Source organism: Cyanobium sp. CH-040 (assembly GCF_024346135.1).
In the GTDB taxonomy this organism is placed as follows: domain Bacteria; phylum Cyanobacteriota; class Cyanobacteriia; order PCC-6307; family Cyanobiaceae; genus NIES-981.
Window position 1 is genome coordinate 346,703 of sequence record NZ_JAGQCJ010000001.1, and the last position, 16,058, is coordinate 362,760.

At 67.5% G+C, this 16,058-nt stretch carries 13 protein-coding genes, 1 tRNA gene and 1 other RNA gene; 7 read left to right on the top strand and 8 right to left on the bottom strand.

Going from position 1 to position 16,058, the window contains the following annotated elements:
* Positions 1-55: 55 nt before the first annotated feature.
* Complete coding sequence (gene katG / locus KBY90_RS01845) at positions 56-2,254, top strand: catalase/peroxidase HPI (protein WP_254966695.1); 2,199 nt, start codon at positions 56-58, stop codon at positions 2,252-2,254.
* A 110-nt stretch (positions 2,255-2,364) separates the two neighbouring features.
* Here the strand turns inward: katG and KBY90_RS01850 are convergent, their stop codons facing one another.
* The 4 genes from KBY90_RS01850 to acpP all read right to left on the bottom strand — a co-directional run bounded on the left by KBY90_RS01850 (position 2,365) and on the right by acpP (position 8,902).
* Positions 2,365-4,824 (bottom strand): Ig-like domain-containing protein, encoded by a 2,460-nt coding sequence (locus tag KBY90_RS01850; RefSeq protein ID WP_254966696.1) that lies wholly within the window; start codon positions 4,822-4,824, stop codon positions 2,365-2,367.
* Between the two features lie 408 nt (positions 4,825-5,232).
* A complete protein-coding gene (gene tkt / locus KBY90_RS01855; protein WP_254966699.1) occupies positions 5,233-7,257 on the bottom strand; it encodes a transketolase in 2,025 nt (674 codons plus the stop codon).
* A 146-nt stretch (positions 7,258-7,403) separates the two neighbouring features.
* Complete coding sequence (gene fabF / locus KBY90_RS01860; RefSeq protein ID WP_254966701.1) at positions 7,404-8,651, bottom strand: beta-ketoacyl-ACP synthase II; 1,248 nt, start codon at positions 8,649-8,651, stop codon at positions 7,404-7,406.
* Positions 8,652-8,659: 8 nt separating this feature from the next.
* Positions 8,660-8,902: an acyl carrier protein gene (gene acpP, locus KBY90_RS01865; RefSeq protein WP_254966704.1), complete on the bottom strand. Its 243-nt coding sequence runs from the start codon at positions 8,900-8,902 to the stop codon at positions 8,660-8,662.
* A 174-nt stretch (positions 8,903-9,076) separates the two neighbouring features.
* Here acpP and psaC point away from each other — a divergent pair, with 174 nt between their 5' ends.
* Both psaC and glmS read left to right on the top strand, forming a co-directional pair.
* Positions 9,077-9,322 (top strand): photosystem I iron-sulfur center protein PsaC, encoded by a 246-nt coding sequence (psaC, locus tag KBY90_RS01870; protein WP_012196283.1) that lies wholly within the window; start codon positions 9,077-9,079, stop codon positions 9,320-9,322.
* 79 nt (positions 9,323-9,401) lie between these two features.
* Positions 9,402-11,363 carry a glutamine--fructose-6-phosphate transaminase (isomerizing) gene (glmS, locus tag KBY90_RS01875; RefSeq protein WP_254966707.1) on the top strand — a complete coding sequence of 654 codons (1,962 nt, stop codon included), beginning with the start codon at positions 9,402-9,404 and terminating at the stop codon, positions 11,361-11,363.
* A 36-nt stretch (positions 11,364-11,399) separates the two neighbouring features.
* On the opposite strand, the gene KBY90_RS01880 is transcribed toward glmS, so the two are convergent.
* The gene (locus KBY90_RS01880) at positions 11,400-12,923 is read right to left on the bottom strand and encodes a mannose-1-phosphate guanylyltransferase/mannose-6-phosphate isomerase (RefSeq protein WP_254966708.1); all 1,524 of its coding nucleotides are present in this window, start codon (positions 12,921-12,923) and stop codon (positions 11,400-11,402) included.
* 99 nt (positions 12,924-13,022) lie between these two features.
* Positions 13,023-13,559: a ribosome maturation factor RimM gene (gene rimM / locus KBY90_RS01885; RefSeq protein ID WP_254966709.1), complete on the bottom strand. Its 537-nt coding sequence runs from the start codon at positions 13,557-13,559 to the stop codon at positions 13,023-13,025.
* Between the two features lie 63 nt (positions 13,560-13,622).
* Between rimM and KBY90_RS01890 the strand changes: the two genes are divergently transcribed.
* Positions 13,623-13,802, top strand: a complete 180-nt coding sequence (locus tag KBY90_RS01890; protein ID WP_254966710.1) for an NAD(P)H dehydrogenase subunit NdhS — start codon at positions 13,623-13,625, stop codon at positions 13,800-13,802.
* Here KBY90_RS01890 and KBY90_RS01895 read toward each other — a convergent pair.
* Together KBY90_RS01895 and rnpB are read right to left on the bottom strand one after the other, a co-directional pair.
* Entirely contained in the window at positions 13,780-14,511 is a 732-nt protein-coding gene (locus KBY90_RS01895) for a ribonuclease III domain-containing protein (RefSeq protein WP_315858693.1), read from the bottom strand. The two genes, KBY90_RS01890 and KBY90_RS01895, sit on opposite strands and share 23 nt — an antisense overlap.
* 11 nt (positions 14,512-14,522) lie before the next feature.
* Positions 14,523-14,936: RNase P RNA component class A (rnpB, locus tag KBY90_RS01900), an RNA gene on the bottom strand.
* A 135-nt stretch (positions 14,937-15,071) separates the two neighbouring features.
* On the opposite strand from rnpB, the gene KBY90_RS01905 reads away from it, so the two are divergent.
* The 3 genes from KBY90_RS01905 to KBY90_RS01915 all read left to right on the top strand — a co-directional run bounded on the left by KBY90_RS01905 (position 15,072) and on the right by KBY90_RS01915 (position 15,992).
* Positions 15,072-15,145 (top strand) — tRNA-Arg (locus KBY90_RS01905).
* A 22-nt stretch (positions 15,146-15,167) separates the two neighbouring features.
* Positions 15,168-15,524, top strand: coding sequence for a phenylpyruvate tautomerase MIF-related protein (locus KBY90_RS01910; protein WP_254966712.1), 357 nt, complete (start codon positions 15,168-15,170; stop codon positions 15,522-15,524).
* Between the two features lie 150 nt (positions 15,525-15,674).
* Positions 15,675-15,992 carry a hypothetical protein gene (locus tag KBY90_RS01915; RefSeq protein WP_254966713.1) on the top strand — a complete coding sequence of 106 codons (318 nt, stop codon included), beginning with the start codon at positions 15,675-15,677 and terminating at the stop codon, positions 15,990-15,992.
* Positions 15,993-16,058 lie beyond the last annotated feature (66 nt).

Below are 16,058 nucleotides of genomic sequence, written 5' to 3' on the forward strand. Positions count from 1 at the left end.
CGCTCCTGACCGAGCTGCTTACGGTCGAAACAGTGCGATCAGGCAGGCGAGCCCCATGACCGAACTCGGCAAGTGCCCCTTCAGCGGCCACGGCGCCATGGCGGTGGCGGGCCGCGGCCCCTCCCCGCGCGACTGGTGGCCCGAGCAGCTGAACCTGGCGATCCTGCGCCAGCACTGCCCGGCCTCCAATCCGCTGGGGCCGCAGTTCGACTACGCCGAGGCCTTCCAGCAGCTCGACTACCCGGCCCTCAAGCGCGACCTGATCGCCCTGATGACCGACTCCCAGGACTGGTGGCCCGCCGACTGGGGCCACTACGGCGGCCTGTTCATCCGCATGGCCTGGCACAGCGCCGGCACCTACCGCACGGCCGACGGCCGCGGCGGCGGCGGCACCGGCAACCAGCGCTTCGCGCCGATCAACAGCTGGCCCGACAACGGCAACCTCGACAAGGCCCGCCGGCTGCTGTGGCCGATCAAGCAGAAATACGGCAACCGGATCTCCTGGGCCGACCTGATGATCCTGGCCGGCAACGCCGCCCTGGAATCGATGGGTTTCCAGACCTTCGGCTTCGGCGGCGGCCGCGCCGACATCTGGCAGCCGGAGGAGGACATCTACTGGGGCAGGGAGTCCACCTGGCTGGGCGATGAGCGCTACAGCGGCGACCGGGAACTGGAAAACCCGCTGGCGGCCGTGCAGATGGGCCTGATCTACGTGAATCCCGAGGGCCCGAACGGTGTGCCCGATCCGGTGGCGTCGGGGCGCGATGTGCGCGAGACCTTCGCCCGCATGGCGATGAACGACGAGGAGACCGTGGCCCTCACCGCCGGCGGCCACACCTTCGGCAAGGCCCACGGTGCCGGCAGCGCCGAGCTGGTGGGTGCGCCGCCGGAGGGGGCGCCCTTGGAGGAGATGGGCCTGGGCTGGCGCAACCGCCACGGCAGCGGCAAGGGGGCTGACGCCACCACCAGCGGCATCGAGGGCGCCTGGAAACCCCATCCCACCCGCTGGGACATGGGCTATTTCGACACGCTGTTCGGCTACGAGTGGGAGCTGATCAAGAGCCCCGCCGGCGCCTGGCAGTGGCAGGCCAAGGACGTGCCCGAGGAGCGCATGATCCCCGACGCCCACATCCCCGGGCTCAAGCACCCGCCGATGATGACCACGGCGGATCTGTCGCTGCGCTTCGATCCGATCTACGAGCCGATCTCGCGCCACTTCCACCAGCACCCGGAGGCCTTCGCCGACGCCTTCGCCCGCGCCTGGTTCAAGCTCACCCACCGCGACATGGGGCCCAAGACCCTCTACCTCGGCCCCGAAGTGCCGGCCGAGGAGCTGATCTGGCAGGACCCGATCCCGGCGGTCGATCACCCGCTGGTGGACGAGGCGGCCATCGCCGATCTCAAGGGGCGCGTGGCCGCCTCCGGCCTGAGCGTGGCCGAGCTGGTGGCCACCGCCTGGGCGTCCGCCTCCAGCTTCCGTGGTTCCGACAAGCGCGGCGGCGCCAACGGCGCCCGGGTGCGCCTGGCCCCCCAGAAGGACTGGGCCGTGAACCAGCCCGAGCAGCTCCAGCGGGTGCTGGGGGTGCTCGAGGGTATCCAGCAGGCGTTCAACGCCACCCGCAGCGACGGCGTGCGCGTGTCGCTGGCGGATCTGATCGTGCTGGCCGGCGGCGTGGGCGTGGAGCAGGCCGCGGCCGCGGCGGGCCAGCCGCTGGAGGTGCCCTTCAACCCGGGCCGGATGGATGCCGCCCAGGAGAAGACGGATGTGCATTCGTTCGCGGTGATGGAGCCCCAGGCCGATGGCTTCCGCAACTGGCAGAAGGGGCCGATGAGCGTGGCCGCCGAGCACCTGCTGGTCGACCGGGCCCAGCTGCTGGGGCTGAGCGCGCCGGAGATGACGGTGCTGGTGGGCGGCCTGCGGGTGCTGGGCGCCAACACCGATGGCGTGCCCCACGGGGTCTTCACCGACCGCCCCGGGGTGCTGAGCAACGACTTCTTCGTCAACCTGCTCGACATGGCCACCACCTGGAGCCCCGTCGACGACACCGGCACGCTGTTCGAGGGGCGCGATCGCCACAGCGGCGCCATGCGCTGGACCGGCACCCGGGTGGACCTGGTGTTCGGCTCCAACTCCCAGCTGCGGGCCATCGCCGAGGTGTATGCCCAGAGCGATGGTGCGCCGCGATTCGTGGGCGACTTCGTGAGCGCCTGGGTGAAGGTGATGGAGGCCGATCGCTTCGATCTGAAGCCCTGACTGGATGCGACAAAGACAGCCGCTACAACCCCGTGGCCCTGAAGCACTTGTGCCTGGCCTGGTGAATGCCAGGCGGAATCATTGGCGAGGGCTGAAGGAGAATAAATGGCTCATGCAAATGCTGAAAACTGTTGCTCTTCAAAGTCTAAATCGAAAGTTCCATTGAACACGGAAGTGCTGGCCGTGCCAAAGTCAATTGTCCTCCTGGCAACGGGGCCAAAGTTGAAATCACCATCTATCCCGGGCACATCAAACTCAACACCTGCTTCCAGAAACTTTGTCCTCAGGTCCCCACCGACGCCCAAGTCGGTCTTGTTTGACAATCTGGACTGCTGATCTAGGATGAACCTGAAATCAATATTGCCATCATTATTTGTGTCGATTGAAGACGCATTGCCGATTATGAGCTCATCGCCAATGGTGTGTTTTTGCGACGTGCCATTTTCGAATATGATCTGCCCGGTGATCTCATCGAGACTTAGGCTGAATTCCTGGATGAATCTGAGGAAGGTGCTCAAGTCGAGATCCACGGTTTCGAAGAATCCTTTGAGAGATCCGAGGCCATCTAGGAAGGAAATGTCAAACCGTTGATCAAAGGGATTCGAGAAACCTGCAGGGTTGCTACCAAACCCATTCAAATACGCGGTTATCAGCTCGTCGATGTCGACGGTCAATCCGAGGAAATTGTCACTCCCAGACCCAGACAGGGGTTCGTCTCCGGGGGGGAGTGTATCCGAAATCGATAGATCTGGCCAATTAAAACTAAGCGAAAAGAAGCCTGGCCCCAAAAACTCTGGAACTTTAATGTCAAAATCGAGATCTTCACTGTCGAGACTCAGAATCTCTGCAGACTGTTTGCCGGTGTTCAGACCACCCAGGGGAAATGTTTCATTAACATCCCCACCAAGATCCCCAAGTGGGACGTCAACCACAAGTTGCAGAAATGAACTGAATATTATATCATAAATAAAGTCAAGATCATAGCTGCCCCTCGGGCCCTGGGTGGTAAAGGCTGCATCAACCAGCTCCCTGCTGGTCTGGATTTTCAGAAAGTCGAGCGTTCGGTTATAACCCGTCTCCACCGTTATATCCTGGGTTGCCGATGCATCAATCGAGCCGCCCTCAAAGGTCAGTTTTGATTGGAAGCCGGCAGTAAAATTATAGTCAAGGCCTGCAGTTAGTGAGAGACTGCCTAATTCTCCAGCATCGACACTTCGGGTGGACCTGAATCCTGCTGGTATGCCTGCAAAGCTGCCGCCCAGGAATTCATCAGACTCGAACTTAAAGGCGTCACCATCAGACCAGATGCTCTGATCATTGGCTTCAAACTTCAGCTGCTCAACAATACTGTTGTGGTCGAAAACAATCTCAACGGGTGCGGAGGAGCCGATCTGTTGATCCCCATTCAGCTTTTCTTCAGACCATGCATCGAATGTGATGTCAAAGTCGTAGTCGCGAACGGGATCCAGGGTGAGCAGAAAATCTTTGGTGAAGGTTAGTGGCTGATCAGTTGAGCTGAACTGGCCAGGCGTGATCGTTGCTCCTTCCGGCAGGCCTCCGGGAATACTGGCCAGAATTCGGTCAATGAACTCGGACTCGTCATCATCGGTCTGGGTTGCGGTGACGCGAATGTTGATCTGGCTGACATCCACCTTCCCATTCACCTCTACTGGCAGCAGTTCCCATTCCACCAGCGGCACATCGGCGACTGGCGTGATCGGCGCAATGGTGACTGTGGCAAAATCAGTGCCGCCGTTGTTATCCTTGATGCAATAAACGAAGCTGTCTCCCAGAGTCAAGGGATCAAGCGTCGGTGAGTCTGTAAATGGTGTGTAGAGGATGGCATCGCCTGGTTCGGAGTCTGCATCCGATCCATCCACGATCTCCACCGTTCCCCACTGCGGCAGGCGCTCGAAACCATGAATGGTGAGCGTGTCGCCATCGGCATCCGTGTCGTTGGCCAGCACCTCCAGAAGAATCCCCTGAGCGGATGCTCGTGGATCGTCCAGTCCTGCAGCTCCATCCTCGAAGATGCTGTAGGTGTCATCGTTGGCATCCGGTGCCGCGGGCGCGAGGGTCGTGAGCTTGGCGGAGCCGTTGCGGCGCCCACCGATTGCGCCTGTGCTCGTGACTCTGGCCCCGAACTGGACCTGGGCGATGTCATCGAGGCTGAGTGGTGTTTCACCACTTAGAATGAAAGACGTGAACTGAATATCGTCTCCCCGGCCAATTCCAGGCCCACCAAATTCGATGCCAATATCGAATGGGCTCCTCCCACCGCCTCTCATGTTGGCCCCATTGCCGAGATCGATCACATTGCCGGTGCCGAAGTCGGTGATGTCCGTGCCTTCAACACTGAGGCCGTCCAGAGAGCTGCCAAAGTCGAAGAACAGGCCTCTTAGGTCGCCAGTGAGCCCACGATTGCCAAGTACGGTAGCCTCGAAGAAAATCTTGCCAGTATCCGAGCCTTCGCCCTCATAGGCATAGATCTCAATATCCGGACTTCTTCCATCGCCAGGGATAATGAATCGGATGCTGCGCAGGCAGTCGGTTGTCAGTGCCAGAGTCATGACAGGCAAGCAGGACTACGTGGGTAGAAACGCGTGGCGATCTGGGCTTTTGGCGTGTGACACGCTTGCAATCAGCGGTCGTCGCAATGGGCCTCAGTGCAGCGTCTTCCACTGTAAGCAGAAGAATGCATCGCAGACTAGCGCTCTGGGGCCTGATTGAGGCTGCCAATTCCGGCTCCCGTATCAATTGCTACTTGGCTGGGTTCTTATGGCTCAGGCGCATGAAGTCCTGCTGCTTGGTTTGTTTCCCAGTCCACATCATTTGCGCTCCATTCGTGCTGCACGTGCTGGCACCTCACCCAGCGCGCCTCTGCTTCCGGAATGGCGTTATGAGCCTCAAGCCATAAAAATGCCCCGCCATCGGCGGGGCCCGCAGATCTCAGAGGCAGAAGCCTGAGGCCGGCCGGATCAGCCCAGGGCCTTGGCCTTGGCCACCACGTTGTCCACGGTGAAGCCGAACTGCTCCATGCACACCGGGCCCGGCGCGGAGGCACCGAAACGGTCGATCGACACGCTGTCGCCCTCGAAGCCCAGGAACTTGTGCCAGCCGAAGCTGCAGGACGCTTCCACCACCAGGCGCTTGCGGCAGGCGGCTGGCAGTACGCTTTCGCGGTAGGCGGCATCCTGCTCCTCGAACAGCTCCACGCAGGGCATCGACACCACGCGCACGTTCCGGCCCTCGGCCCGCAGCTGGGCGGCGGCCTTGGTGCAGAGCTCCAGCTCGGTGCCGGTGCCGATCAGGATCAGGTCGGGGGCACCGTCGCTGCCCTCGAGGATGTAGCCACCCCGGGCCACGGCGGCGGCGCTGGAGCTGGCCTGGTTGGCCATCGCCTGGCGGCTGAGGATCAGGGCTGTGGGGCGGTGACGGTTGGCCACGGCCACCTGGTAGGCGCCGCTGGTCTCGTTGCCGTCGCCGGGGCGGATCACCAGCAGATTGGGCAGGGCCCGCAGGCTGGCCAGGGTCTCGATCGGCTGGTGGGTGGGGCCGTCCTCGCCCAGACCGATGGAGTCGTGGGTGAGCACGTAGATCACACCCAGTTCGCTGAGGGCCGAGAGGCGGATGGCGCCGAGCGCGTAGCCGGCGAACACCGCGAAGGTGCCGCCGTAGGGGATCAGGCCGCTGCCGTGGTAGGCGAGGCCGTTGAGGATCGAGGCCATGGCGTGCTCGCGCACGCCGAAGTGCAGGTAGCGGTTGGCCTCGGCGCCCTTCTGGAAGCTCTTCTCCCCCTTGATGTCGGTGAGGTTGGAGTGGGTGAGGTCGGCCGAACCGCCGATCAGCTCGGGCAGCTTCGGACCGATGGCATTGAGGCAGTTGTAGGAGTGCTGGCGGGTCGCCAGGCCCTTGTCCTCGGCGCTGAAGCTGGGCAGAGCCGCATCCCAGCCCTGGGGCAGCTCGCCGCGCAGCTGGCGCTCGAACTCGGCCGCCTCGGAGGGATAGCTGCGGCGGTAGTCGTCGAGCCGGTTGTTCCAGTCGGCCTCGGCGGCGGCGCCGCGGCTCACGGCCTGGCGCCAGTGGTCGTAGGCCTCCTGAGGCACCTCGAAGGGGCCATAGGTCCAGCCCAGGTTCTTGCGGGTGAGCTCGGCCTCGTCGGCCCCCAGGGCGGCACCGTGCACACCGGCGGTGTTGGCCTTGTTGGGCGAGCCGTAGCCGATCGTGGTGGTGACCTTGATGATCGAGGGACGGTCGGTGACGGCCTTGGCCTCCTCGATGGCGCGGGCGATGCCGGCGATGTCGGTGTTGCCGTCCGGCACGTGGACGGTGTGCCAGCCGTAGGCCTCGTAGCGCTTCAGCACATCCTCGGTGAACGACACATTGGTGTTGCCGTCGATCGTGATGTGGTTGTCGTCGTAGAGGGCGATCAGCTTGCCCAGGCCCAGGTGGCCGGCCAGGGAGGCGGCCTCGCCGCTCACGCCCTCCTGATTGCAGCCGTCACCCATGAGCACATAGGTGTAGTGGTCGACGATCTCGCAACCGGGCTTGTTGAAGCGGGCGGCCAGATGGGCCTCGGCCATGGCCAGACCTACGGCGTTGGCGATGCCCTGACCCAGCGGACCGGTGGTGACCTCCACCCCCGGGGTTTCGAACGTCTCCGGGTGGCCCGGGGTCTTCGAGCCCCACTGGCGGAACTGCTTGATGTCCTCCAGGGTCACCGAGTCGTAGCCGGTGAGGTGCAGCAGCGCGTACAGCAGCATGCAGCCGTGGCCGGCGGAGAGCACGAAGCGGTCGCGGTTGAACCACTTCGGGTTCTTGGGGTTGTGCCTGAGGACCTTGTCCCACAGCGCGAAGGCCATGGGGGCGCAGCCCATCGGCAGCCCCGGGTGGCCGGAATTCGACTTGTTGATCGCATCGACGGCCAGGAAGCGGATGCTGTTGACGCACAGCGCCTCCAGCTGGCCGGCGGAGGTGGTGAGGGACGGGGGAGCTGCGACCATCGTTGAGAAGCGAAGGGTGGGGGACGGGGGTCCTGCTGGGGCGCCGTTGGCGTCAGCGAACGGTTCAGGAGATCAGATCAGGTGATCGGGCCAGGTGATCCGGGCGCGGGGCCCTGGAGCGGAGGGCCGGCCGGCTGAGGGGTGGCTCAGCTCAGCCGCCGGAAGGCCAGGCAGACGTTGTGGCCTCCGAATCCAAAGGAATTGGACAGCACGACATCGAGCTTGGCTTCCCGGGCCTGGTTGGGCACGACATCCAGATCACAGGCCGGATCCGGATTGGTGTAGTTGATGGTAGGTGGCACCACCCCGTGGTTCATCGCCAGCACGGCGGCCACCGCCTCGATGCCGCCGCTGCCACCCAGCAGATGGCCCGTCATCGACTTGGTGGAGCTCACCGGGATGCGGTAGGCGTGCTCGCCCAGCGCGCTCTTGATGGCGGCGGTCTCGTTGCTGTCGTTGGCCTGGGTGCTGGTGCCGTGGGCGTTGACGTAATCCACGGCCTCCGGCTCCAGCCGGCCATCGCGCAGCGCCAGGCGCATCGCCTCGGCTCCCCCCAGCCCACCGGGGGTGGGGGAGGTCATGTGATAGGCATCACAGGTCATGCCGTAACCCACCAGCTCCGCCAGGATCCGCGCGCCCCGGGCCCTGGCGTGATCCAGGCTCTCCAGCACCAGCACACCGGCACCCTCCCCGATCACGAAGCCGTTGCGCTCGGCGTCGAAGGGGCGGCTGGCGGTGGCGGGATCGTCGTTGCGGAACGACAGGGCCTTGGCGCTGGCGAAGCCCGCCACCCCCAGGGGCGTGATCGCCGATTCGGCACCACCGCACACCATCGCGTCGGCCAGGCCGAGCTGGATCAGCCGGTAGGCGTCGCCGATGGCGTTGGAGCCGGCGGCGCAGGCGGTGGCCACGGCCGTGCTCGGACCCTGCGCCCCGAGGGCGATGGCCGCCAGGCCGGTGGCCATGTTGGGGATCATCGTCGGCACGCAGAACGGGCTGACCCGGTCGGGCCCGCGCTCGTTCAGCACCTGGGTCTGGGTCTCGGCCACCAGCAGTCCACCCACCCCGGAGCCGATGGCGGTGCCCACCCGCTGGCGGTTGGCGTCGTCGATGGTGAGGCCGGCGTCGGCCACGGCCTGCTTGGCGGCCACCACGCCGAACTGGCAGAAGCGGTCCCAGCGCTTCACTTCCTTGGGCTCCAGCCAGCCGCGGGTGTCGAAGTCCTTCACCTCGGCGGCGAAGCGGCAGGCATGGCGGCCGGCGTCGAAGAGGGTGATGGCGGCCACGCCGTTGCGCCCGCTCTTCAGGCCGTCCCAGTAACTGGCGACGTCGTTGCCGATCGGTGTGACAGCGCCGAGGCCGGTGACGACGACGCGCTGGAGACCCTCAACCATGGAGCGGCTCAGGCCTGCTTCTCTTGGATGTACTTGACGGCGTCGCCGACGGTGGCGATGCCCTCGGCCGCCTCGTCAGGGATCTCGATGTCGAAGGCCTCCTCAAGCGCCATCACCAGCTCCACGGTGTCCAGGGAGTCGGCGCCCAGATCGTTCTGGAAGTTGGACTCGGACTTCACCTCGGCGGCGTCGACGCTGAGCTGGTCGGCAACGATCGAGCGCACTTTCTCGAAGATCGCTTCCTGGGACATGGCCGCTGTGAGAGTCGAGGCACTCTACGGGTCATCCGGTCCCGTCCCCCCGACCCGGCACCGGGGCCGGGCGGCTTATGAACAAGGGTGAAGGCCTCGGCGGGCCCGCCGAACGGATCCGGGCGTGTTGGGTACCTTTGGCCCACGCCGAGTCTCAGCACCTCCGGAGTCCAGATGTCCCACGCCGTCAAGATCTACGACACCTGCATCGGCTGCACCCAGTGCGTGCGCGCCTGCCCTCTCGACGTGCTCGAGATGGTGCCCTGGGACGGCTGCAAGGCGGCTCAGATCGCCTCGTCCCCCCGCACCGAGGACTGCGTGGGCTGCAAGCGCTGCGAGACCGCCTGCCCCACCGACTTCCTGAGCATCCGCGTCTACCTGGGCGACGAGACCACCCGCTCGATGGGTCTGGCCTACTGAGGCCGGCCCCGGTCCCCCGGTCCGGCTCCCATAAGCTCAGGCCCGGCTTCCAGCCGGGCTTTTTTGCTGCCACAGCCCTATGTGCGGGATCGTTGCCCTGATCGGATCGCGGGAGGCCGCTCCCCAGCTGCTGGAGGGGCTGCGGCAGCTGGAATACCGGGGTTACGACTCGGCCGGCATCGCCACCGTGGAGGCCCGCGGCGATGACGGCGCCGGCACCCTGCACTGCCTGCGGGCCGAGGGCAAGCTGGTGAACCTGGCCGCCCGGCTGGAGAGCCTGGGGGCGCCGGGGCACTGCGGCATCGGTCACACCCGCTGGGCCACCCACGGCAAGCCGGAGGAGCGCAACGCCCATCCCCACCTCGACGGCCGTGGTGCCGTGGCGGTGGTGCAGAACGGCATCATCGAGAACCACCGCAGCCTGCGCGAGGAACTGCAGGCTCAGGGGGTGGTGTTCCGCAGCGATACCGACACCGAGGTGATTCCCCACCTGGTGGCCCGCCAGCTCCAGGACTTCAGCCGGCAGGGCCGCCGGCCTTCCGCCCAGCTGCTGCTCGAGGCCGTGCAGGCGGTGCTGCCCCTCCTCAGCGGCGCCTATGCCCTGGCGGTGGTCTGGGCCGAGGTGCCCGGAGCGCTGGTGGTGGCCCGCAAGGCCGCACCGCTGCTGATCGGCCTGGGGGAGGGGGAGTTCCTCTGCGCCAGTGACACCCCTGCCCTGGCCGGTTTCACGCGCACGATCCTGCCCCTGGAGGATGGTGAGACGGCCCTGCTCACCCCCCTGGGCATCGAGCTCTACGGAGCCGACGGCGAGCGCCGGCAGCGCAGCCCCAGCCTGCTCAGCGGCACCGAGCACGTGGCCGACAAGCGCAGCTTCCGCCACTTCATGCTCAAGGAGATCCACGAGCAGCCGGAGACGGCGGCGCTCTGGGTGGCGCGCCACCTGCCCGAGCCGCTCCCTGCCGGCAGCCCGGAACACCCCGGTGATCAGTCCCTGGTGGCCCTGCCGCTGGATGAGTCGGTGTTCAGCGGTGTCGAGAGAATCCAGGTGCTGGCCTGCGGCACCAGCCGCCATGCCGCCCAGGTGGGCGCCTATCTGCTCGAGCAGCTGGCCGGCATCCCCACCTCCGTGCATTACGCCAGCGAGTTCCGCTACGCGCCGCCGCCGCTGGCGCCGCACACCCTCACCATCGGCGTCACCCAGTCCGGCGAGACCGCCGACACCCTGGCCGCGCTGGCGATGGAGCAGGAACGCCGCCAGATGGTGGCGGATCCCGCCTATGCGCCCCGCCTGCTGGGCATCACCAACCGCCCGGAGAGCTCCCTGGGCCGGCTGGTGCCCCATGTGCTCGACATCGGCGCCGGCATCGAGGTGGGCGTCGCCGCCACCAAGACCTTCCTGGGCCAGCTGCTGGCCTTCTACGGCCTGGCGCTGGCCTTCGCCGAGCGCCGGATGGGGCAGCAGGCTGGATTCGGGCAGGGCGGGGGCACGATCACCCGCGAGCGGCTGCAGGCGCTGGTGGCGGAGCTGCGGGCGATGCCCGAGCGCCTGCGCCAGCTGGTGCTGGACCACGACCAGCGCAGTGAGGCCCTGGCCCATCAGTTCGAGAGCACCCAGGACGTGATCTTTCTGGGCCGGGGGATCAACTTCCCGATCGCCCTCGAGGGCGCCCTCAAGCTCAAGGAGATCAGCTACATCCACGCCGAGGGCTACCCGGCCGGTGAGATGAAGCACGGGCCCATCGCCCTGCTCGATGCCCGGGTGCCGGTGGTCTCGATCGCGGTGCCGGGCACGGTGTTCGAGAAGGTGCTCAGCAACGCCCAGGAGGCCAAGGCCCGTGATGCCCAGCTGATCGGCGTCGCCCCCGCCTGCGCCGACACGGAGATCTTCGACGTGCTGCTGCCGGTGCCGGAGGTGGACGAACTGCTCAGCCCCCTGCTCACCGTGATCCCGATGCAGCTGCTCAGCTATCACATCGCCGCCCACCGCGGTCTGGATGTGGATCAGCCGCGCAACCTGGCCAAGAGCGTCACCGTCGAGTAGAGCCGGGAGTGGTTCACCTCGAGGACCGTCCGCCGGTCAGCCCACCGTCGCCTGCGAGCGCTGGGGTGGGCCGCTGTGGCTGGCATCGCTGCGGCCGTAGCGGTCCTCGAAGCGCACGATGTCGTCCTCGCCCAGGTAGGAGCCGCTCTGCACCTCGATCATCTCCATCGGGATGCGGCCGGGGTTGCTGAGCCGGTGGCGCGAGCCCAGGGGGATGTAGGTGCTCTGGTTCTCGCTCAGCAGCTCCTGGCTGCCGTCCTTCTCCACCAGGGCCGTGCCCTGCACCACCACCCAGTGCTCGGCGCGGTGGTGGTGCATCTGCAGCGACAGGCTGGCGCCGGGGTTGACCACGATCTTCTTCACCTGCCAGCGCTCCCCCTCCACCACGCCGTCGTAGCTGCCCCAGGGCCGATAGATCTTGCGGTGGGCGCGGCTCTCGCGCGCCCCGGCCTCCTCCAGCAGTCCCACCACGGTCTTCACGTCCTGGGCCCGGTCGCGGTGGGCCACCAGCACCACGTCGTCGGTCTCCACCACTACCAGATCCTCCACGCCCAGCCCCACCACCAGCCGGTGCTCGCTGCGCAGATAGCAGTTGCGCGAGGCCTGGCTGATCACCCGCCCGCGCAGGACGTTGCCGGCCGCGTCCTGATCGGCCGTCTCCCAGAGGGCGCTCCAGCTGCCCACGTCGCTCCAGCCCGCCTGCAGCGGCAGCACGCTGCCCAGGGCGGTCTTCTCCATCACCGCCACATCGATGGCCACGCTGGGGCAGCCGGCGAAGGACTCCCGCTCCAGCCGCAGGAAGTCCAGGTCGGCGGCGTCGTGCTCCAGGGCGGCGCGGCAGGCGCTCACCACCTCCGGCGCCAGCCGCTCCAGTTCGGCCAGCACGGCACTGGCGCGGAACAGGAACATGCCGCTGTTCCAGGTGAAGCGGCCGGTGGCCAGGAAGGCCTCGGCGGTGGCGCGGTCGGGCTTCTCCACGAAGCGGGCGATCGACACCGGGCGTGGCGGTGCGCCGGCCTCCTGGATCAGCGGTTCGGCCGCCTCGATGTAGCCGTAGCCGGTCTCGGGGGCGGTGGGCACGATTCCGAAGGTCACCAGCCGGCCCGCCGCCGCCGCCTCCAGGCCGGCGCTCACGGTCTGGCGGAAGCGTCCGGCGTCGCGGATCACATGGTCGGCGGCCAGCACCAGCAGCAGCGGGTCCTCGCCCTTGGCCGTGGCCTGCAACGCCGCCACCGCCACCGCCGGGGCGGTGTTGCGGCCGATCGGCTCCAGCAGGATGCCGGCCGGTTCCACGCCGATCTGGCGCATCTGCTCGGCCACGATGAAGCGGTGGTCCTCGTTGCAGATCAGCAGCGGCGGCGCCAGGCCCGGCAGGCCGTCGAGGCGCTGCTGGGTCTGCTGCAGCAGGGTCTCCTCGCCGTCACCGGCCAGGGCCCAGTACTGCTTGGGGTAGCTGGCGCGCGAGAGCGGCCACAGCCGGGTGCCCGTGCCGCCGCAGAGGATCACCGGCACCAGGGGGGTGGGAGCCCCGCTGCCGGAAGCCGTGGTGCTGGAGGCCATGGGGCGCGCGGACGGAGCGGCGCCTCCATTCAAGGCCAGCCCGCCAGGCCTGACCAACCCGCCAAACCTGACCAGCCCGACCGCGGCGACCGCGCCGGTTCAGAGCTCCAGCAGCCCCGGCGGCGGGGTGATGCCGATCCAGCCCTGCTCAAGGTGCACCTCCGGCACGATCGGCTGCACGAAGGGGATCAGCACCCGCCGCTCACCGATCGCCACCTCCAGCAGGTCGTTGCCGGCGTGCAGCAGGTCGGTCACCCTGCCCAGCACCGCACCGTTCTCCAGCAGACGCACCTCCAGGCCCACCAGATCGAGCAGGTGGAACTCACCCTTGGCCAGGCGCGGCCGGTCGCCGGCCGCCACCAGCAGCTCCTCGCCCACCAGCGCCTCGGCGCCGGTGCGGTTGTCGACGCCTTCCAGACGCACCACGAACAGCTCCCTGCCCGGCAGCGGGCGGCCTCCGAGCAGCTGCACGACGTGCGGTTCGCCCCCCGGTCTGCGCAGCCAGCGCCGGCCCGCGCGGGTGAAGCGTTCGGGAAAATCGCTAAGAGGCAGCACCCGCAGCTCGCCCCTGAGCCCCTGGGGGGCCACCAGACGCCCCACCACCAGCAGGTCGTCGCTCTGCCGTGCCTCCGTCATGCCCTGGGCGCGTCGCCGGACCCCGATAATGGCGCCACGCCCGCACCCCAGCCTCCGCCAGCCATGGCCGTTCTGCCGATCCTCCCCGGCGCCACCGTGGTGGTGCGCGACGTGCGCTCGATCTACAACGGCTACCGGGGCTTCGTGCAGCGCATCAGCGGCAGCCGGGCCGCCGTGCTGTTCGAGGGCGGCAACTGGGACAAGCTGGTGACCATGCCCCTCAGCACCCTGGAGCAGGTCTGAGCTCCGCCAGCAGCGCCCGGGCCGCCTCCTGCTCGGCCGCCCGCCGCGAGGGTCCCGACCCCTCCGCCCGGCGGGGTTCGGCGCCGGCCTCCAGCGCCAGCTCGGCCAGGCACTGAAAACGCTCCGGGTGGCCGTGGACCGGATGCAGCTCCCGGCAGCGGTAGCTGGGCAGCCCCAGCCCCCGGCCCTGGCTCCACTCCTGGAGGGCGGATTTCCAGTTGTGGCGGTGGGGGTCGGCGAGCAGCTCGGCGCTGCTGCGCTGCCAGTGCGGCGTGAGCCAGCGGTGCACCGGCTCGAGGCCGCCGGCAGCCCCGCCCCACACCTCATAGAGGGCACCGATCAGGGCTTCACAGAGTTCGGCGCGCACCGTCGCCCGCCCGGCCCGGTCGCCGGCGGCCATCGGGCCGATCCGCCACACCCGCTCGATGCCGCAGCGCTCCCCCAGCTCGCCCAGCCAGCGGTCGCTCACCAGCTGGGCGCGCAGGGCCGAACGGCGCCCCACCGCCAGGCCGGCGTGATGGCGTTCCAGGTATTCCGAGGCGGCCAGGCGCAGCACGGCATCACCGAGGAACTCCAGCCGCTCGTGGTTGCGCCGCTGGCGCGCGGAGGTGTGGGTGAGGGCTTCCTCCACCGGCGCCAGATCGCGCTCACCCGGCTCCACACCCAGGTCGCGCAGGAAACGCAGCAGCTGCTGCCGGCGGTCGCTCATCAAGGGAAGGGGGTGAAAGCAGGACGTAAGCCGGGTTCTGTTCTCCTGCTCTCCGGCCGGGGCCGGAGAGAGGGGGTGATCATCTGTCTGGGACCGCCGTCACCGGCGGCCTCGAGCGGCGCGCTTGTGGCGGGACGGGTGTCATGGCCAACCGTTGTCCCTGGGCCTTGCTCCCGGCCGGGGTTTACCGAGCCAGCACCTCTCGATGCTGCTGGTGCGCTCTTACCGCACCTTTGCACCCTTGCCTGTGCAGGGGGCGAGCCCCTGCCATCGGCGGTGTGTTTCTGTGGCACTCTCCTCACGGTCACCCGCACTGGGCGTTACCCAGCAGGCCTGGCCATTGGGGAGCCCGGACTTTCCTCAACCAGGCGGGCTGACGGTCCGAAGACCGCCGGCCCCCCGATCGCGATCACCTCGCCTGCTTTCAGGGCCATCATCGCTGCCGCCGGGACCAGCCCTGCCGCGCCGGTGCTGGCGGATCACGGTGCTGGCGGATCACGGTGCTGGCGGATGGCGGTGGTGGCGGATAATGGCCGGACGGTGGGCGTGCGCTCAGCCGTGGGGCTGTAGCTCAGCCGGATAGAGCGACGGTTTCCTAAACCGTAGGTCGTGGGTTCGAGTCCCGCCAGCCCCGTCATCTGCAGGCTCCTTTCGCCATGCCCCTGCTCAGCGTGCGCACCTCCGCTCCGCTGCCGGCGACCGCCGAGCTCGATGGCCTGCTGCGGGAACTCTCCGGCCGCGTCGCCAGCCACCTGGGCAAGCCGGAGGCCTATGTGATGACGGCATGCGAGGGGGGCGTGGCGATGACCTTCGCCGGCAGCGGCGCCAAGCCGGTGGCCTACCTGGAGCTCAAGAGCGTGGGCCGGCTGTCGCCCCAGACCACCGCCGCCCTGAGCGCCGATCTCTGCGGCCTGATCGAGGAGCGGCTGGGCGTGCCGGCGGATCGCACCTACATCGAATTCGCCGCCGCCGAGGGCTACCTCTGGGGCTGGAACCGGCGGACGTTCGCCTGACGCCGGGCTGGGGCCGCCGCCACCGCTGTGTCCATGCGCCCAGTGCACGCGCCGTGGAACATTCCATCTCGGACCGTAGCAAGCACTACCACTGGTGCCCTGGGGAACTCTGCGCACTGCCGCTAGCGTGGACCCAGTCGCCACACCGCGATGACCCAGCTGCACGAGCTGCGTCTGCGCCTGCTGGTTCAGCAGGAAACCCAGCGGATTCTCGACACCCAGCCCGAGGAACTCGACCTCTCGGTGGTGCAGGCCCGCTGCCTCTGCTGGCTGGCCCTGCTGATCGAAGCCCATGAGGACCAGGCCGCCGACGCCGAGCGCCGCGGTGACACCGAACAGGCCATGGGCTGGTTCGCCGATTCGATGCGCCTGCGCGACGTGATCAACGTGGTGACCTCGATCGAGATTCCCCTGCCGGCGTCCGCCGACGAATCCGAGGAGTCCGGCGAAGCCGATGCCGCCGCCTGAGCCTGAGCCGGCCGGCCCTGAACTTTCGGCTCGGTGCCATGATGGGGGTTGATGCAGATAGGGAAC